This is a genomic window from Pseudonocardia sediminis (assembly GCF_004217185.1).
Taxonomy (GTDB): domain Bacteria; phylum Actinomycetota; class Actinomycetes; order Mycobacteriales; family Pseudonocardiaceae; genus Pseudonocardia; species Pseudonocardia sediminis.
On the sequence record NZ_SHKL01000001.1, the window covers coordinates 4019880 to 4037608 of the forward strand.

The 17729-nt window shown below is 75.0% G+C and carries 19 protein-coding genes; 4 read left to right on the top strand and 15 right to left on the bottom strand.

Features of this window, described 5'->3' with window-relative positions; translation table 11 throughout:
* Positions 1 to 6: 6 nt before the first annotated feature.
* The 5 genes from EV383_RS18560 to EV383_RS18580 are packed head-to-tail and all read right to left on the bottom strand — an operon-like array spanning position 7 to position 4322.
* Entirely contained in the window at positions 7 to 699 is a 693-nt protein-coding gene (locus EV383_RS18560; RefSeq protein WP_130291078.1) for a phosphonatase-like hydrolase, read from the bottom strand.
* Positions 696 to 1529, bottom strand: a complete 834-nt coding sequence (phnE, locus tag EV383_RS18565; protein ID WP_130291079.1) for a phosphonate ABC transporter, permease protein PhnE — start codon at positions 1527 to 1529, stop codon at positions 696 to 698. Before phnE ends, EV383_RS18560 begins: the two co-directional genes overlap by 4 nt.
* Positions 1526 to 2260: a phosphonate ABC transporter ATP-binding protein gene (locus EV383_RS18570; RefSeq protein ID WP_207223573.1), complete on the bottom strand. Its 735-nt coding sequence runs from the start codon at positions 2258 to 2260 to the stop codon at positions 1526 to 1528. The genes phnE and EV383_RS18570 overlap by 4 nt, the downstream gene beginning before the upstream one ends.
* Positions 2260 to 3168, bottom strand: a complete 909-nt coding sequence (locus EV383_RS18575) for a phosphate/phosphite/phosphonate ABC transporter substrate-binding protein (RefSeq protein ID WP_130291080.1) — start codon at positions 3166 to 3168, stop codon at positions 2260 to 2262. Before EV383_RS18575 ends, EV383_RS18570 begins: the two co-directional genes overlap by 1 nt.
* 29 nt (positions 3169 to 3197) lie before the next feature.
* Positions 3198 to 4322 carry a TIGR03364 family FAD-dependent oxidoreductase gene (locus EV383_RS18580; protein ID WP_242623192.1) on the bottom strand — a complete coding sequence of 375 codons (1125 nt, stop codon included), beginning with the start codon at positions 4320 to 4322 and terminating at the stop codon, positions 3198 to 3200.
* Positions 4323 to 4447: 125 nt separating this feature from the next.
* Here EV383_RS18580 and EV383_RS18585 point away from each other — a divergent pair, with 125 nt between their 5' ends.
* Complete coding sequence (locus tag EV383_RS18585; RefSeq protein WP_207223574.1) at positions 4448 to 5182, top strand: GntR family transcriptional regulator; 735 nt, start codon at positions 4448 to 4450, stop codon at positions 5180 to 5182.
* 7 nt (positions 5183 to 5189) lie between these two features.
* On the opposite strand, the gene EV383_RS18590 is transcribed toward EV383_RS18585, so the two are convergent.
* Positions 5190 to 6290 carry a zinc-binding dehydrogenase gene (locus EV383_RS18590; protein ID WP_130291081.1) on the bottom strand — a complete coding sequence of 367 codons (1101 nt, stop codon included), beginning with the start codon at positions 6288 to 6290 and terminating at the stop codon, positions 5190 to 5192.
* Between the two features lie 74 nt (positions 6291 to 6364).
* A complete protein-coding gene (locus EV383_RS18595) occupies positions 6365 to 8566 on the bottom strand; it encodes an AMP-binding protein (protein ID WP_242623193.1) in 2202 nt (733 codons plus the stop codon).
* 112 nt (positions 8567 to 8678) lie between these two features.
* Here EV383_RS18595 and EV383_RS18605 point away from each other — a divergent pair, with 112 nt between their 5' ends.
* The 3 genes from EV383_RS18605 to EV383_RS18615 all read left to right on the top strand — a co-directional run bounded on the left by EV383_RS18605 (position 8679) and on the right by EV383_RS18615 (position 11244).
* Complete coding sequence (locus tag EV383_RS18605) at positions 8679 to 8870, top strand: DUF4177 domain-containing protein (protein WP_130291083.1); 192 nt, start codon at positions 8679 to 8681, stop codon at positions 8868 to 8870.
* Positions 8871 to 9067: 197 nt separating this feature from the next.
* Positions 9068 to 10198 (top strand): glycosyltransferase family 2 protein, encoded by a 1131-nt coding sequence (locus EV383_RS18610; RefSeq protein WP_130291084.1) that lies wholly within the window; start codon positions 9068 to 9070, stop codon positions 10196 to 10198.
* Positions 10199 to 10278: 80 nt separating this feature from the next.
* Positions 10279 to 11244 carry a calcium/sodium antiporter gene (locus EV383_RS18615; RefSeq protein ID WP_207223575.1) on the top strand — a complete coding sequence of 322 codons (966 nt, stop codon included), beginning with the start codon at positions 10279 to 10281 and terminating at the stop codon, positions 11242 to 11244.
* Positions 11245 to 11272: 28 nt separating this feature from the next.
* Here EV383_RS18615 and EV383_RS18620 read toward each other — a convergent pair whose 3' ends face one another.
* The 8 genes from EV383_RS18620 to EV383_RS18655 all read right to left on the bottom strand — a co-directional run bounded on the left by EV383_RS18620 (position 11273) and on the right by EV383_RS18655 (position 17626).
* A complete protein-coding gene (locus tag EV383_RS18620; RefSeq protein ID WP_242623194.1) occupies positions 11273 to 11926 on the bottom strand; it encodes a CDP-alcohol phosphatidyltransferase family protein in 654 nt (217 codons plus the stop codon).
* Between the two features lie 61 nt (positions 11927 to 11987).
* Positions 11988 to 12971, bottom strand: coding sequence for an L-histidine N(alpha)-methyltransferase (locus EV383_RS18625; RefSeq protein ID WP_130291086.1), 984 nt, complete (start codon positions 12969 to 12971; stop codon positions 11988 to 11990).
* The gene (locus EV383_RS18630; RefSeq protein ID WP_130291087.1) at positions 12968 to 14017 is read right to left on the bottom strand and encodes an iron-containing redox enzyme family protein; all 1050 of its coding nucleotides are present in this window, start codon (positions 14015 to 14017) and stop codon (positions 12968 to 12970) included. The genes EV383_RS18625 and EV383_RS18630 overlap by 4 nt, the downstream gene beginning before the upstream one ends.
* The gene (locus EV383_RS18635) at positions 14014 to 14235 is read right to left on the bottom strand and encodes a CDGSH iron-sulfur domain-containing protein (protein ID WP_130291088.1); all 222 of its coding nucleotides are present in this window, start codon (positions 14233 to 14235) and stop codon (positions 14014 to 14016) included. The genes EV383_RS18630 and EV383_RS18635 overlap by 4 nt, the downstream gene beginning before the upstream one ends.
* On the bottom strand, positions 14225 to 14884 hold the full coding sequence (locus EV383_RS18640; RefSeq protein ID WP_130291089.1) for a HemK2/MTQ2 family protein methyltransferase: 660 nt from the start codon (positions 14882 to 14884) through the stop codon (positions 14225 to 14227). The genes EV383_RS18635 and EV383_RS18640 overlap by 11 nt, the downstream gene beginning before the upstream one ends.
* Before the next feature lies 1 nt (position 14885).
* A complete protein-coding gene (locus tag EV383_RS18645) occupies positions 14886 to 15851 on the bottom strand; it encodes a DUF8129 domain-containing protein (protein WP_130291090.1) in 966 nt (321 codons plus the stop codon).
* An 86-nt stretch (positions 15852 to 15937) separates the two neighbouring features.
* Complete coding sequence (locus EV383_RS18650; RefSeq protein WP_130291091.1) at positions 15938 to 17149, bottom strand: hypothetical protein; 1212 nt, start codon at positions 17147 to 17149, stop codon at positions 15938 to 15940.
* A gap of 30 nt (positions 17150 to 17179) precedes the next feature.
* Positions 17180 to 17626 carry a hypothetical protein gene (locus tag EV383_RS18655; protein ID WP_130291092.1) on the bottom strand — a complete coding sequence of 149 codons (447 nt, stop codon included), beginning with the start codon at positions 17624 to 17626 and terminating at the stop codon, positions 17180 to 17182.
* Positions 17627 to 17729 lie beyond the last annotated feature (103 nt).

Sequence of the window (17729 nt, forward strand, 5' to 3'; positions counted from 1 at the left end):
GCCTCGTCAGCGCCGTGCCGTGGCCGCGTCGAGGGCGAACAACGCCGGGACGTCGGCGACGCCGTCGAGGACATGGGTGGGATCGGCCCCGGTGAGCTCGGCGCGGCCCTGCGCCCCGCTCAGCACGCCGACGACCCAGCCGGCACCGGCGTTGCGGCCGGCCTCCACGTCGAGGACCGTGTCGCCGGCCACGAGCACGCGGGAGGCGTCGTCGACCCCGGTCAGGGCCATCGCCCGGTGGATCATCGCCGGGTCCGGTCGGCCGGCGCCCACGTCGGCCGCGCACACGACGCCGTCGAGCTCGCGGGTGAACGCGGCGTCGAGCGAGGCGAGCAGCGGGTCGGTGACCTGCCGGCCGAACCCGGTGGTGAGCACGACCGCGCACCCGGCGGCCCGCAGCGCGGCCAGCGCGCCGGGCACCCCGGCCAGCGGGCGCGGCGGCGCCGCGGCGTAGGCGTCGGCCAGGCGCGCGACGAACTCGTCGTGCAGCTCCTCGACCTCGCGCAAACCGGTGAGGGCGGCGAGGGCCTCCCGCTTGTCGGCCCCCATCCAGCGGCGGATGTCGGCCTCGGCGGCGGGCCGGCCGTGCGCGGCCACGGTGTCGGCGAGCACGCGGTAGACCGCGCCACCCTCGTCGACGGTGGTGCCGGCGATGTCGAGCGCGGCGAGGAGTGGCGGGATCACATCGGACGGCGTCATGACTCGCTCCCGAGACGGCGGCGCACGAGCGCCGAGACCTGGTCGACGACGACGATCAGCACGAGCACCACGAGGATGTGGGTCGCCATCTCGTCGAAGCGGAACAGCTGGATGGACTGGTTGATCTGGAACCCGATGCCGCCCGCGCCGACGAGGCCGAGCACGAGCGAGGACCGGACGTTGACGTCGAAGCGGTAGAGCAGCAGCCCGACCATCTGGGGCGTGACCGAGGGCAGCAGGGCGTGCGTGGCGATCTGCAGACGCCCCGCACCGGCACTGCGCAGTGCCGACGGCGGGCCGGGGTCGGCGTCCTCGATCGTCTCGGCCCAGAGCTTGCCCATGACGCCGACGTTGTGGAACACCAGCGCCAGCACGCCGGGGAACGGCCCGAGCCCGACGGCGGTCACGAAGATCAGCGCGAAGACGACGTCGGGGACGGCCCGCAGGAACGACAGCAGCCCGCGGGCCGCCTGGTAGACGACCGGTCCGGGCGCGGTGCCGCGCGCGGCGAGCAGGGCCAGCAGCAGCGCGGCGGCGATCGACAGGGTGGTGCCGAGCAGGCCGATCCACAACGTGGTCAGCGCTCCCTCGAGACTGGGCCCGAGCACGTCGGCGGACAGGTCGGGCGGGATCGCCTCGGACAGGAACGTCGCCATCCCGCCGGCGCCGTCGACCAGCGAGGCCACCGAGATCTCGGTGGCGTCCCAGGCGATGACGTGCACCGCGAGCAGCGCGGCCGCGATCGCACCGCCGAGCAGCAGGGTCCGGGGACGGCGCGGGGGCCGCGGCGGGACCGGCAGGCGGCGGATCTCGGGGGTCGTCAGTGTCACGACACGGCCTCCAGTGCGGGCTCGGCGTGCGGGTAGAGGCTCTCGACCGGCTGGTCGGGGCGGCCGTCGAGGACGACGGTGCCGTCACGCAGGCCGACGATCCGGTCGGCGTGCCGGCGGGCCAGCGACGGCTGGTGCAGGACCGCGAGGACGGCGAGACGTTCGGTGTGGGCGAGCTCGGCGAGCAGGCCGAGGACCTGCTCGGCCGCGGCCGGATCGAGCGCGGACACCGGCTCGTCGGCCAGCAGCACCCGGGAGCGCTGGCACAGCGCCCGGGCGATCGCGACCCGCTGCTGCTGACCACCCGACAGCGCCCCGGCCCGGTCGCGGGCCCGGTCGGCCAGCCCGACCCGGTCCAGGCAGCCCATCGCCTCCTCCCGGACGTCGCGCGGGAACAGCCCCGGGACCAGCGACGACCGCAGCGGCAGCCGGCCCAGCGCACCCGCACACACGTTGTCGAGGACGGTGCGCCGCTGCACGAGGTGGATCTTCTGGAACACCAGCGCGACGTCGAGGCGTCCGCGCTCGTGCCCGTCGACGCGCACGGTGCCCTCGGCGTCCACGAGCCCGGCGGCGGCGCGCAGGAGCGTGGACTTGCCGGATCCGTTCGCGCCGAGCACCGCGAGCAGCTCCCCCGCCGCGACGGTGACGTCGACGCCGTGGAGCACCTCGCGGTCACCGAAGCGGACCCGGGCACCGGTGACGGACAGCATCGGCGCCGCCTGCTCCATCACTCCACGTCCTTCTCGGTCAGGCCCAGCTTGGCGGCCAGCTCGAACAGCGGGGCGTAGGTCGCCTTGTCGACGGGGACGAGCTTGCCGGGCGGGCTGACGTCGAGCAGCGCACCGACCTCGCCGACGGCCTGCGGGTCCAGGTTCAACAGAGCGTCGCGCAGGGCCGCCTTGAACGCGGGGTCGAGGTTGCCGCGGACGGTGACCGGGTCGTTCGGGATCGGCGCCGACGTCCAGACCTTCCGGAACCGCGACGCGTCGAACGTCCCGGACGCCGTGGCCGCGGCCTGCTGCTGGGAGTTGATCTCGGCGGCGTCGACCTTGCCGTTGACCAGGGCGAGCAGCGCCTCGGGGTGTCCCCCGGCGTAGTCGATCCGCACGTCGGCCTGCTGCAGGCCGGCGTCGAGCAGGGCCTGGCGCGGCAGGGCGTCACCCGAGGTGGACCCGACCGAGCCGAGGGCCAGGCTGCGGTCGCGCAGCTGCGCCACGGAGGTGATCGGCGAGTCCTTCGGGACCCAGATCGCGGCGGTGTAGCTGGAGAGCGTCCCGTCGGCGGTGCCGAACGAGGCGACCGCCTCGGCCCCGGCGCGCTGCTCGGCGAAGACGTAGCCGAGCGGGCCGAACAGGCCGAGCTCCAGCTTGTCGTTGCGCATGGCCAGGACCTCGGCGGAGTAGTCCTCGGTGACCTGGATGTCGACCGGGCAGTTCAACCGCCGCTGCAGGGCCTCGCCGAGGACGCGAGCCGCCGGCAGCAGCTTCGCCGGGTCCTCGAACGGTTCGACACCCATCCGGATCCTCCCGTCGGGGCAGGTCGGCGAGGCGGCGGCCCCGGAGCCGGAGGGGCCACCGCAGGCGGTGAGGGTGAGCAGGCCGGCGAGCATCAGCGCCGGCAACAGGCGGGGTCGCATCAGGAACTCCTGGGAGAGGGCGGAAGGTCTCAGAGCGGGACGGTGTCGAGGACGGCCGGGGCGAGGCCGAGTGCGGTGGTCATGCCGATCCCGGAGGTGACGGCGACGGCCGTCGCGGCGGGCCCGGCCGGGCGGACGAGGAACTCGCCGGGGGCATCGGCGTAGACGCCCCGCCAGCGGCGGACGACCGTGAGGTCACCGGCGTCGAGCAGCGCACGGGTCTCGGCGAGGAGGAGCTCGTCGAGCCCGTCGGACGACCACGGGTCCGGGGTGCGGGCGTAGTGGTGGGTGTCGCCGACGACGAGGTCGCCGCCGGGCAGCTGGGTGAGCATGTGGTTGACGACGGCGTCGAGCAGATCCGGGCGTTCGGTGCCCCACCGCTCGCGCAGGGCCGCCGCGCCGGCGGTGCCGGCCAGGGCCGGGTAGCGCAGCATCGAGCTGCCGGTGAGGACGGCGGGGCCGACCGTGACCGGTGTGCCCGTGCGGACCTGGAGCATCTGCAGCACGCACCGGCGCAGGCCGGCGTCGTCGGCGACGTCCGGGAGCAGGCGGTCCAGGTCGTGACCGGCGCAGACGATCGCGTGCCGGGCCCGGACGTCCCCGCGTCCGGTCCGGACGACGCACCCGTCGGAACCCGCGTCGACGCCGAGGACCGGGGTGGAGAAGCGGACGTCGGCGGCGGGCTGTCCGGCGAGCCAGGTGGCGATCGCGCCGACCGCACGGCGCTGCTCGACGCGCAGGTCGCGGCGCAGGAACGCGCCGCCGTGGAGGCCGTCCGCCCGCACCGGCACCCGGGAGACGACGGCGGCGGGGTCGAGCAGCTCGACCTCGCCGTCACGCTCGGCGGCCAGCTCCTCCAGCGCGGCGCGCTCCTCGGCCGACCGGGCGACGACGACGGTGCCGCACTCGGCGACGCCGAACCCCGCCTCCTCGCCCAGCCGCAGCCACTCCTCCCGCGCCCGCCCGGCGTAGACCAGGGCGTCGCCGGTCTGGGCCGTCACGCAGCCGTGGCCGAAGTTGCGGACCGAGGCACCGACCGCGCGCTCGTCACGCTCGAGCACGGTCACGGTCAGTCCGCGGGCCACCGCCTCGACGGCGTGGGCGAGGCCGACGATGCCGGCCCCGACGATCACGAGGTCACTCGTCCGGGTCACGGTCCGGAACGGTCGCAGTCCCGGCGGGCACCCGGCAAGAACTTGTAGTGACAAGTCGTCTGCCGTTCACCTGCCGTCTTCCTACGACGGCGCCGGGACGGCCCGCGACTTGTAGAGTCAGACGGGTGGGAACGCCTCTGCACCGGACGCTGGCCGACGAGCTGCGGGGCCGGATCCGCAGCGGTGCGATCGGCGTCGGCGACTCGCTGCCGTCCGAGGCCTCGCTGTGCCGGGAGTTCGCGACGTCGCGCGGCCCGGTCCGCCAGGCACTCGCCGCGTTGCGGGACGAGGGCCTGATCGGGGGTGGTCAGGGACGGCGGCCGGTGGTCCTCGACGCCGTGCCGGCGCAGCCCTTCGAGTCGTTCCTGTCGTTCACCCGGCGCGCCGAGCTGACCGGGCACGTCCCGGGGCAACGGCTGCACGAGATCGCGCTGCGCCGCCCCGAACCGGCGGTGGCGGCCGCGCTCGACCTGGGCCCGGACGACTACGCCGTGCAGCTCGTCCGGCTCCGCCTGCTCGACGACCGCCCGGCGATGCTGGAGCGGATGACCTACACCGAGAAGGTCGGCCGCCCGCTGCTCGACGCCGACCTCAACGCCGGGTCGATCTACGCCCTGCTCACCGAGCTGGGCACGGACCTGCACGCCGCCCGGCACACGTTCGACGCCGTCGCCGCCGACCGGCTCGACGCCGAGCAGCTCGGCGTCGCGGTCGGGCACCCGCTGCTGCGCGAGCGCCGTCTGACCTGGAGCTCGGCGGGCGAGGCCCTGGAATGGTCCGAGGACCGCTACCGCCCGGACGTCGCGACCGTGACCGTCACCAACACCCGTACCGGGTGGGGCCCGGTCACCCCGTCCTGAGACGCCGTCAGGCCCGGAGCGCCGCGCCGGGCACGACGGCCTGACGCGGCGCCGCGCCGCGAGCACCGGCGGCGGCGAAGGCCTCGGCCATCGCGTCGAGCGGGTGGGCGCCGTCGACCAGCTCGTGGAACGGGAACCCACCGTGCCGCGCGGCCAGGAACTCGACGGCCGTCCGCAGGTGGTGGGGCGCGTAGTTGTGGACGCCGACGACCGTCAGCAGCCCGCGCACCACCCGTTCCGGGTCGATCTGCAGGCCCGGCCCGGGCGAGACGGACCCGGCGAGCACCGCGACCCCGCCGACGTCGAGCCCGTCGACACAGGCCGCGACCGCCGCGGGAGCGCCGGAGAGCTCCAGCGCCACGTCGTGGGCCGCGCGCGCCGGCGTGCTCGTGACGGCTGCCGCACCGAACCGCAGGGCGAGCTCACGGCGCGCCGGGTCCGGGTCCGAGACCACCACCTCGGCACCCCGGCTCGCCGCCATCGCCGCCGCCGTGACGCCCAGCATCCCGGCGCCGGTCACGAGCACCCGGGTGCCCTCGCCGACCGGGCCCGCCGCGTCCAGCACCGCGGCCACCGTCGCCGTCGCGCACCCCGCCGGGGCCGCCACGACGTCCGGCACCTCGTCGGGCACCCGGACGACGGAGGTTCCCGCGGGCAGCAGGCAGTGGGTGGCGAAGCCCCCGGTGGGCGGACGCTGCGGATCGAGCCGCTCGTGGCCGAACTTCCGCAGCTCGAGGCACTTCTGCGGGATTCCGCTCCGGCAGCGCCGGCACGCCCCGCAGGACGCCGCGACCGACCACACGACCCGGTCCCCCACCCGCACCGGGGCCCCGTCGACGCGGGCCGGGGCGGCGCCGGGCCCGACCGCGACCACGCGGCCGACCTGCTCGTGCCCCAGGACGCCCGGCGCCGGCGACGTCCGGTGGCCGAGCACGGTGTGCACGTCGCTGCCGCACACCGTCGCCATGTCGACCCGGACCAGCACCTCACCCGGTCCGGGCTCGGCCGGCATCGACGCCTCGACGAGCCGGAACGGGAGCCCGACCCCGTCCCAGCAGGCGTAGCGCACGTCGACGGAGACCTGGTTCGTGGCGTCGAGGACGGTCATGATCCCTACGCTTGCACGGCCGGGCGACCGGGGGCAACAACTTGTATCTACGAGTTCGGGCGGCGGTATCGGGTTCAGCCCGCCTCGACGCCTCCCCCGGCGTAGAGCGACTCGATGGTCTCGGCGTACTTCTCGGTGATCGGACGTCGCTTGAGCTTCATCGTCGGCGTCAGCTCGTCCCCGCCGGGCACCCAGGGGTCGGTGACGATCGCGTAGCGGCGCACCTGCTCGACCCGGGCGAGGCGACGGTTGCCCTCCCCCACCGCGCGGGCGATCTCGTCGGTGACGGACGGGTCGTCGGCATCGCGCCCGGCCGCGACCTCCGGGTCGAGGACGAGCAACGCGACGTTGTAGCTGCGGCCGTCGCCGATCACGCAGGCCTGCCCGATCAGCGGCGACCGGGACTTGACCGCCGCCTCCACCGCGGACGGGGAGATGTTCTTGCCCGCCGCGTTGATGATCAGTTCCTTCTTGCGGTCGACGATCCGCAGGTAGCCGTCCTCGACGACGCCGATGTCCCCGGTCCGCAGGAACCCGTCGGCACCGAGCACGGTGGCGGTCTCCTCGGGCTTGCCGCGGTAGCCGCGCATCACCGCGTCCGAGCGCATCAGGACCTCGCCGTCGTCGGCGATCCGCAGCTCCACCCCCGGCAGCGGCGGGCCCGCCGTCCCGACGCGGATCGCCCCGGCCGGGTTGCACGTGCAGGCCGCGCAGTTCTCCGACATGCCGTAGATCTCGGCGAGCGGGATGCCCAGCGCCAGGAAGAACAGGGCCAGGTCCGGCGAGCTGGGCGCGGCGCCGATGTTCGCGGCGCGGGCCTCGTCGAGCCCGAGCGCGGCCCGCAGCGACGCCAGCACCGGCGCGGCCGCCGCCACCCGTCCGGCGAGGTCGTCGGGCACCGGGTCGCCGGCCTGCCCGAGCCGGGCGGCCTCGGTCGCGTCCGCGACCGCCGACTCGATCACCGTGCGCTCGGCGTCGGCGCGACCGGCGATCGAGGCCTCGGCGCCGGCCTTGAGCTTCTCCCAGATCCGGGGCACCGCGAAGAAGAAGTGCGGCCGGACCTCGCGCAGTGCTGCGCCGACCTGGCGCGGGTCGGCGCAGGTGGTGACCTCCAGGCCGTAGAGCACCGCGAGGTAGTAGGACGCGTCGCGTTCGGCGATGTGCGCCAGCGGGAGCCAGCAGATCACCCGGTCCCCCGCGCCGAGACCGACGTGCTCCCCGATCGACCGGTTCGCGCTGAGAAGGTTGCGGTGGGTCAGCTCGACACCCTTGGGCGGGCCGGTCGTCCCGGACGTGTAGATGATCGTCAGCAGGTCCTCGGCGGTGACGTCCGCGGCCCGCTCGACCGGGTCGGCGGCCAGCAGGTCGTCCCAGCCAGGCGTCGGGTCGGCGGCGGGCCCGTCGAGCACGACCACCCGCACGTCGTTCCCGGCCGCGGCGGCGGCCTCCACCGCGGGCAGGTAGCTCTGCTGCGTGATCAGCACCGACGCGCCGGAGTCGCGCAGCACGTAGTCGATCTGCTCCGGCGAGGACGTGTTGTAGATCGACACCGTGGCCGCGCCGAGCAGCACCGCGCCCAGGTCGGCGACGTGGAACTCCGGGCGGTTGTCCAGCAGCAGCGCCACCACCGAGCCGTGGCCGACGCCGAGGCCGGCGAGCCCGCCCGCGGCCCGGCGGGCCAGGCCGTCCAGCTCGCTCCAGGTCCAGCGGACCGCGTCGTCCCGGGTGCGCACGGCGAGGGCGTCACCGCGCTCGGCGACGGTGTGGCGCAGCGCGTCCAGCAGGGTCTCGGTCATCGGCTCCACGTCCTTCGGTGCGGTCGTCGCGGGACCGACCCTGGCAGGAACGATCATCGCCGGGCAACGCCGTGAGGTGCCACGCACGGCACGCCCGGGCCATTCAGTCCCGCAGGTGCCGCAGGTAGCGGTCCGGTCCGTCGAGGAACGACCGCCAGTGCCGGACGACCTCCAGCTCCTCCCACTCCATCGCGCGGAACCCGTGGAGGAGAACGACAGAGCCGCCTCCGGCTCGTCGAGCAGCCACACCCCGGCCGACCAGTGCCTGCCCTGCGCGCCGCTCAGCGAGTTCTCCCACGCCGTGGCGATCGCCTCGACCAGCGTGGACTTGCCCGCCCCGTTCTCGCCCACCAGCACCGTCACCGGGGTGGTGAACCGCAGACCCTCGGCCCGCATCCGGGCCACCGGGGGCAGCGACCAGTACCAGGCCGACTCGTCGACGCGGTACGGCTGCACCAGGACCTCGTCGAGCGGAGCCACGGACGCGACGCTACCGACCCGATCCGGTCGTCCCCCGGCCCGGCTCTTGACCATGCCGCAGCGGCACGGTGTGGGGTGGCCCCACCGACCCCGTGACGAGAGGACGTCTCCGATGGCCACCACGTTCGAGCACAAGCTCATGAAGTACGACCAGAAGTGGAAGGGGTTCGACTACGGCGCGATCGAGCGCGACCTCGTCGACCTCGGCGCCGAGGGCTGGGAGGTCGTCAGCACGATCGTCCCGAGCATGGGGTCCGGGCACACCACCGAGATCGCCGTCCTGCTCAAGAGGACCCTGGCCTGAGCGCGGCCGGGCCGGTGTCACCGCGCGCGGCCCGGGTATCCGCGGCGACGAGACGGTCGGGACCCTCGCACCCGGACATGCTGACCGGGCCGCACGCCCGCCCGGCCATCGAGCGGGCGCTCGCCCTCGGCCGGTCCACGCGGCGGGCCGGCGCCGCGTCGCACGGGCGGGGTGCCCGGCGCCTAGGCTGAGCGGACATGGTCACGTCGAGAGCTGCCGGACGGGCGTGGTCCGCCGCCGTCGACGCGGGAGCGGTCCTCGCGGTGGCCGCCACGGCGCACCAGGTCGTCAACCTGCGGGCGCTGCGCACGCCGTCGCCGCGGCCGCCGGACGTCGGTGAGCCGGTGTCGGTGCTGGTCCCGGCCCGCGACGAGGCCCACCGCATCGGCCCGACCGTCCGGTCGCTGCTCGCCCAGGTCGGCGTCGCCGACCTGGAGATCCTGGTGCTCGACGACGGCTCCACCGACGGCACGGCCGACGTCGTGCGCGCGGCCACCGGCGACGACGACCGGGTGCGGGTCCACACCGGGACACCGCCGCCGGGCGGGTGGCTGGGCAAGCCGCACGCCTGCGCGCAGCTCGCCGCCCTCGCCCGGGGCCGGGTGCTGGTGCTCGTCGACGCCGACGTCGTGCTCGCCCCGCACGCCGTCGCAGCGGCGGTGGCCCTGCTGCGCGCCCCGGACCGGCCGCTCGACCTGCTCTGCCCGTGGCCGCGGCAGCTCGCCGACGGTGTCGCCCCGCGGCTGCTGCAGCCGTTGCAGGTCTGGTCCTGGACCTCGCTGCTGCCGCTGCGCCGGGCCGAACGGTCGCACCGGCCGAGCTTCGCCGCGGCGAACGGGCAGTTCCTGCTCGTCGACGCGGCGGCGCTGGCCCGGGCCGGGGGGTTCGGAGCCGTCGCGGGCGAGGTGCTCGACGACATCGGGCTCGCCCGGGCCGTGATGGCCTCCGGTGGCCACGCCGGGGTCGCCGACGGCTCGACGGTCGCGTCCTGCCGGATGTACGAGGGATGGACCGACCTGAGCGCGGGCTACCGCAAGTCCCTGTGGTCGGCGTTCGGCACCACGCCGCGAGCCGCCGCGGTGGCGGCGGCCCTGGCGCTGGTCTACCTCGTGCCGCCGCTGGCCGCTCTGGGTGGGTCGCGGGCCGGGCTGGCGGGCTACGCCGCGGCCGTCGCCGGGCGGGCCCTGGCCGCGCGACGCACGGGTGGCCGGGTGTGGCCGGACGCGCTGGCCCACCCGCTGTCGGTGGCGGGCACGATCGGGCTCCTCGCCGCCTCCGTGGCCGGGCACCGCCGCGGCACGCTGACCTGGAAGGGCCGGGTCCTCTAGGGCGACCGGCCGCCGGGCTGGAATGATCGTTCCCATGACCGCGCACGATCGACTCCCCCGGTAGCGCCGCGGTGCAGGCGGTGCTCCTCGGCATCGGCGGACTGGCGCTGCTGCTCGTCGGCGCCGAGCTCCTCGTCCGGTCCGGGAGCCGGCTCGCCACCCGGCTCGGCCTGTCCCCCATGGTCATCGGCCTGACCGTCGTCTCGATCGGCACCAGCCTGCCCGAGCTCGCGATCGGGATCGACGCCGCGCGGTCCAGCAGCCCCGGGCTGGCGACCGGCAACATCGTCGGGACGAACCTGGTCAACCTGCTGTTCGTCCTGGGCCTGGGCGCGCTGCTGCGCCCGGTGCTGTTCGACCGCCGGACCCTGCGCGTCGACCTGCCGGTCATGGTCGTGGTGACGCTGCTGTTCTTCGTCCTCACCCGGGACGGGAACCTGGGCCCGTTCGACGGCGCGTTGCTGCTCCTCGTCGCCGTCGCCTACACGGTGCTGATCTTCCGGACGAACCGGCGGGAGGACATGGCCGCCGAGGCCGGGGTCGACGAGGAGGGGGCCCACCAGGAGGGGGACGGACCGCGGGGCGGCGCCGCCCTCCAGCTGCTGGTCCTCGTCGCGTCCGTGGCCCTGGTCGTCGTCGGCGCGGAGCTGCTGGTCGACGGCGCCGTGCAGGGCGCCCGCGCGTTCGGGGTGGACGAGGCCGTCATCGGCCTGACGGTCGTGGCCATCGGGACGTCGGCACCGGAGCTGGTGACGATGCTGGTCGCCATCGCCCGCGGGCGGACCGGGCTGGCCGTGGGTAACATCGTCGGGTCGAGCGTCTACAACATCGCGCTGGTCCTCGGAGTGACCGTGCTCGCCGCGCCGGCGGCGACCGTCGCGGTGCCGGGCGACGTCGTCGACGCCGACCTGGTGCTGCTCGCCGTCGCCACCCTCGGGGCCGGGCTCGCGATGCGGACGGGCGCGAAGCTGACCCGCGTCGAGGGCGGGGCGCTGGTGCTGGTCTACGTGACGTACCTGGCCTGGCTGGTCGTGACGCGGACCTGACCCGTCCCCGCCCGTCAGCAGGGCCGTCTCAGGCGGCCGGGATCGTCCGCCGGATCCCCAGCACCAGGTGGACCAAGCCGGCCACCGCGACCACCGTGAACCCGATCGCGCACACAGCGGCCCAGTTCCATCCCGTGAACGGGGTGCCGCCGGGCAGGACACCGGTCCCCAGGCAGGCGACGGCGACCACGATCACCCGCGTCGGCCGTTCGGCGGCGGTCACCGCGCCCATCCCGGGCATGCCCGCGGCCTGGGCGCGGGCACGGAGGTACTCGTGCAGGGTCACCAGGACGGCCACCGCGACGCACCACCCCGCGGGCGCGCCGAGCACCAGCAGGATCGCCACCAGCAGCAGGTCACCGACCCGGTCGGCGGCCGCGTCGACCACGGCACCGAGGGGCCGGGTCCGGCCGGTGGCCAGCGCGACGGCGCCGTCGAGCCCGTCGAGGACCCCGGCGAGCACGACCAGCAGTGCCGCGAGCAGCGCCCACCGGCCGCCGGGCCAGGCCGCGGCGAGGGCGCCGGCGGTCGTCACCACGCCGGCCGCGGACAGGGCGTCGGGCGAGGTGCGGGCCACCGGGCCCCACTGCGCCAGGCGCTGCACCCCGCGCAGCCAGCCCTGTGCGGCCGACCCGGGCAGCACACCGCCGTGCATCCTCGACCACTCCGCGATCCCGCTCACCCGTACCACGGTGCACCGCCCGAGCCCGCTCCGCCGGGCGAACCCGCCCGGCGGTCGCGTCTCAGCGCCGGAACAGGAAGATGCCGTACTGCCGTTCCGGGTCCACCCACTGCGCCTCCGGGGCCAGGCCGTGCGCCGCGACGTCGGCGACGAACCGTTCCCGGTCGAACTTCGCCGAGAAGCCGACGTTGATCCCGTCCCCGCTGCGCAGGTCGAGCTCGAGGTCGAGGCCGGGGATCGACACGTGCTGGTCGCGCTCGGACCACAGGTGCCCGACGACCTCCCCGGTCGCGGTGTCGTAGCGGGCGTGCGGGCGGAACGAGGCCGGGTCCGCGTCGCAGCCGAACCGGTTGATCAGGTGGACCAGGTGGTTGAGCCGGAAGTCGGCGAACGCGGTGTGCTCGGGCGGGTCGTTGTAGCACTCCTCGAACACCGCGGCCGGCTTGACCAGGTCCGCCGAGACGAGGAACGCGTCGCCCGGGCGCAGGCTCGCCGCACACCGGGCCAGCAGCGCGTGGCGCTCGTCGGGGGTGGTGTTGCCCAGGTTGCCGCCGAGGAACATGACGGCCAGCGGCTCGCCGTCGTCGTCGGCGCGCAGATGGTCGAGCCCGGCCTCGTAGCGCCCCCAGAGCCCGACGACGTCCAGCGACGGGATCGAGGTCCGCAGCGCCTCGGCGCTGGAGGTCAGCATCTCGCGGCTGACGTCGACCGGCAGGTAGGTGGTGGGACGGCGGGCCACGGCGGCGCGCAGCAGCAGACGTGTCTTCTTCGCGCTCCCGCTGCCGAGCTCCGCGATCCGCCCGCAGCCCAGGCGCGCGGCGATGTCGGGCCCGTAGCGGCGCAGAAGCGACCACTCGGTCCGGGTGAGGTAGTACGTCGGCAGCTCGGTGATCTGCTCGAACAGCGCGGAGCCGCGCTCGTCGTAGCCGAACCACGGCGGGATCCGCGGCACCGGCTCGGTCAGGCAGGCACGCAGCTCCGCGGTGTCGTCCCAGAACGCGGCGTCGTGGTCGACGCCGACGATGCGGACCGTCGTGTCGGTCATCGCGACACCTCCGCCAGCGGGCGGCGCAGGCTGGAACGGCCCTGCGACCAGGCGTCGAGCACGAGCGCGGAGAGCCGGTCGCCCAGCAGGGCCGAGGCACGCATCCCGAACACGACGTCGGCGGCGAGCTCGGGCTCGGCGGCCAGCAGCGGGTCCAGGACGCCACGGCGGACGATCTGCTCGTGCACCGCGTCGGCCTCGACGTGCTCGTCGTAGAAACGGATCGACGCCGGGCCGCAGCCCAGCCGCCGCATCGCCCGCACGAGCCGGTCCGACCCCGGCGAGGACGTCAGCTCGACGACCGCGAACTGCCCGACCAGGGCCCCGCGCAGGCTGCGGTGCAGCCCGCACAGCGACATCAGGTTGACCTCGGCCAGCGTCGCCGCGGGCACCGCGTCGACGTAGTGCCCGGGCACCGTGGACAGGTCCAGCTCGGCCATCATGTCGGCGAAGAGCTGCGAGTGCATCCGGGCCGGGTCTCCCCCGCCGTACTCGTCGTGCTCGACCGAGACCAGGCCGGCCTTGGCCGCCCCGTGCAGGCGCGGGATCACCCAGGCCTGCGGGTCGGCCTCCATGAGGTGGTAGATCGAGCGGTGCGCGACGTACTCGCGCAGCTGCCACAGCTCGCCGTCGCGGCGCAGGTGGTGCGAGACCCCGGTCTCCGCGCCCGGCCCGACCGGCTCGACGAGCAGGGCCGCGACCTCGCCCGCGACGTCGTCACCGGCGTCCACGTCCCGGCGCAGCGCGGCCAGGAACGCCCGCTCCAGCTCGCGGCGCACGCCGAGCACGAGCGGGTCCCACTCGCGGTCGTCGTCGACGCCGGGGTATCCGCGGTAGTGCAGCTCGTAGCAGCAGTGCAGGGCGAGCTGCAGGTCGTCGCCGTAGGGGTCGGCGTCGCCGACGACGCTCCGCGCGACCGCCACCGCCGTCGCGAGACCGTCGTCGTGCTCGGCGCACAACAGGGCGATCACGGCCTCGGAGAGCGGGCCGCGCGGGGCGGGCAGGCCGGCGGTCGTGGGACGCGGTATCTCGGTCGTGCTGGTCACGAATGGTCCTCCTGGTGCTCCGGGCGGACCCGGGCACGATGGCTGGTGTCGCAGAACGGGTAGCGGCGGCTGCGCCGGCAGGCGCACAACGCGACGACCGGGCGGTCCGAACGGACCGTCCCGCCGTCGGGCAGCACGACCTCCACCGGGCCCTCGACGAGCACCGGACCCTCTCCGGTCAGTGTGACCCGGTGACGGTCACCGGGCTCACGCGGCACGGTGCGCCCTGACCACCACGAGCTCCTCGGACCGTGCGCCGGGTTCGACGAGGCCGCGCGTCTCGTGCATGGCCCGCCGTGCCCGCATCACCGGCCCGAGCGGGACGTGCACCCGGTCGACGACCTCGGCGACGAGCCCGGCCCGCGCCAGGCGGGCCACGGTCGCGTCGGCGTTGCAGGCCGCCGAGTGCACCAGCAGCACCACCCCGTCCTCGGACAGGCGGTCGGTGGCGCCGTCGCAGATCCGGTCCAGGACGGCGCGCCCGTCGATGCCGGCGTCCCAGCAGCGGGCGATGCCGTAGCGCGGCAGCGCCTCGGTCTCGGCCGGGACGTACGGCGGGTTCGCCACGATCAGGTCGAACCGCCGGTCGCGGACCGGGGCGAACAGGTCGCCCCGGTGCACCGCGATCCGGGCCCGTCGCAGCCGGCAGTTCATCCGGGTCACCATCACCGCGCGGCGCGAGAGGTCGACGGCGGTGACCGAGGCGGCCCCGGCCCCGCAGGCGGCCAGCGCGACCGCCCCGGTCCCGGTGCCGAGATCCAGGACGTCCCGCCCGCGGGCGAGATCGTCGCGCTGGAGAGCCCCGATCAGTACCGCGGTGTCGGACTGGGGGCGGTACACCCCGGGTGGGCTCAGCAGCGGCGTCATGTCAGGACGCCACAGTGGCCTTGGCCATCTCGGCGTGGCGGTTGCGAGCCGCGGTCACCACGCCGGTCCGGTTCTTGTGCTTCTCCTCGTACCGGGCGACGGCCTGGACGTCCTCGACCGACCCCAGCGCGCGGACGGCCGTGACGGCGTCCTTGCCCGACAGCGCGTCGTAGCCGGAGACCGGCAGCTCACCAGCGGTGAGCAGGCCGCGGTCGCGGCGGGTCTCGTGCAGCGCGGCGGCCGTGTCGTCGGCCCCCTCGCGGCGGGTGACGGCCTCGGCGCGGTCGAGTGCGGCGTCGAAGCCGACCTCGAGGACCTCACGGGTGTCGCGGGCGAGGCGGTCGGCGTTCTCGGCCAGCGCCTGCATGCGGTCCCGGGCCCGGATGCCGGCGCGGGCGATGGTGTCGCCCGCGCGGTTGAGACCGTCCGCGGTGACGCGGGCGGGCAGGCGCACGACCTGGGTGACGCCGCCGCGGACGACCTGCAGCGGCGTCGCACGCAGAGCGGCCGGACCGCCGAGGGCCTCCTCGGCGAGCACGGTGGAGAGCCAGTCGACGGTCTCGGTGTGCGCCTCGACCAGCTCCTGGGCCAGCCGGTTCACCGTGACCGGGCCGTCGGTGGTGGTCAGAGCGACGAGGTAGCGCGCGCGGTCGAGCAGCTGACGCTCCAGGGCGAGGTCACCGAGCAGCGCCTCGTCGAAGCGCTGGGCCTGCTCGCCCGCGCTCTTCACCAGGGCGGCGAGCGACCCGACGACCGGTCCGACCACGTCCGGGACGGCGCGCATCTCGCGCAGCGCGTCCCGGATCCGGCCGATCCGGCGCTCGGCGTTGCTCGCGTTGGTCTCCAGCTCGCGGCGGACGCCGTCGGTACGGGCCTGGGCGACCCGGATACGGGCGACCTGGTTCTCGGTACGGGTGAGCTGCTCCAGGGTGCGGAGCTGGGAGACGATCGCGGTGGTATCGGGCACGAGGCACCATTCCAGGGGGTAGACACGGGACTTGCCCCGGCCGTCTACCCGCCGGACGGCGGTCCAGTCCTCATGTGACACGCGCTTCATCGGCGCGCGCCGTCGTCCCTGTCGTCGTCCCTGTCGTCGTCCCTGTCGTCGTCCCCGCCGTCGTCCCTGCCGTCATCTCGGTCGTCCTGGCGGTCGAGCCGGGCCCGGCGCTCCTGTTCCCGGCGGCTGTAGGCGGCCTGGCGGACGGCGCCGTCGTCGGCGAACCCGGAGCCCAGCGCCCCCGCGACGGTCCCCATCGCGCACGACAGCCAGGCGATGATCACGTAGTCGGCCACGCCGGCCTCACGCATCAGGGTCGAGCCCAGGTAGTCCGGCGGGATCACGATGGCGGAGGCGACCAGCGCGATCGCGAACAACAGCCCGAACATCACCAGCACCCCGGTGGCGACCGTCAGCACCGTCGAGATGTTCGAGAGCAGCGCCTCCTCGCGCAGCGACCGGTCGTGACGCCGCTCCCAGAGCTGGTGGTCGAGGATCAGCCACGTGACCATCGCGACCATCGACATCAGCGTGACGACGATCAGCCGCGGGATGCCGAGCGCGACGGCCAGCGACCAGATGTTGGAGTAGAAGATCCCGAACGCGGCGCCGGCCGCGGCCGCGGCGATCGCCGGCGACAGGCTCGGCACGAGCCGCCACGGCCGGTTCGCCCGGACCATGCCGGTGAGCAGCCGCAGCCGTCCGCGGGCCCCGGTGAGGGCGAGGCGGACGTCGACGTCGTCCTCGGCGCCGGCCGATCCGGTGTCGGACTCCTCGCCCCGCTCGGGGTCGATCCGGTCCAGGGCCCCCGCCGCGCCGGAGCGGTTCTGCGCCTCCGGCTCTCCGGTGCCCGGCAGCAGATGACCGGTGAGCAGTCGCAGCACGGTGTCGCGGGCGCGACGTTGCTGGGCCAGCGCGCCCAGCGCCGGTAGCGACACCATCCCGACGGCGTGCGCCGTGCCCGCGTCCGCGACGACCGGCTGTGCCCCGGCGCGGCGGGGCAGGTCGGAGAGCAGCACGACCGCGTCGAACCCCTCGCGGTCGCGGACCTGTCTCCCGATCTCGATCATCGGCAACGCGCCGTTGTCGTCCAGCGCGATCTCGGCGTCGTCGACCCGGACCTCCCACTCCCCGCCGGCGTGGCGGGACAGCAGGGCGGGCAGCTCAACGGCCAGCCGGTGGGCGAGTTCGGTGGGCAGGCCGGGATCGGCGACGAGCCCGACGACGGTCGTGCCGACACGCTGCTGGACAGGGGATGGGGTGGCCACGGCCGGGCACCCTAACCCCCGCCCGCGGGGTCAGGACGGGCCCGGCTCCCCGACCGTCCACGCCGAGACGTCGGCGAGCGCCACCTGCCAGAGGGTGCCCCGTCCCGGGGTCACCGGTGCGCTGCCCGAGGTCAGGGTCGCGTCGGCCAGGTAGACGTGGTTGATCGAGTCCATCAGGGCGTTGACCGACAGGGTGTGGTCGTCGCGCCGCGACGCGTGCGTCTCGAAGATCCGGGCGACGGCGTCCTTGCCCTGTTCCGGGCCGGGCCGCGACCGCACCTCGGCCGCCATCCGCCGCAGCCAGACCGCGGGGTGCACGGCGTGCCCGGACACGACCCCGGCCGGGATCGCCACGGTGATCGCGACCGAGCCGCCCTCGTCCTGGTGGACCGGGGCGAGCACGGAACGCAGGTAGTCCGAGGCCCCGACCTCGGGCACGTTGCCGCCGGACGGAGATGCTGCGCTCGAAGGACTCATGCGGGCCGAACGTACTCGCCGGCATTTTCCGCTCGCGACCCGAGGGGTCCGTGGGGGTAATGCGATGCGCTGTCCGATCCCATTACCCATCGCATCGGACGGA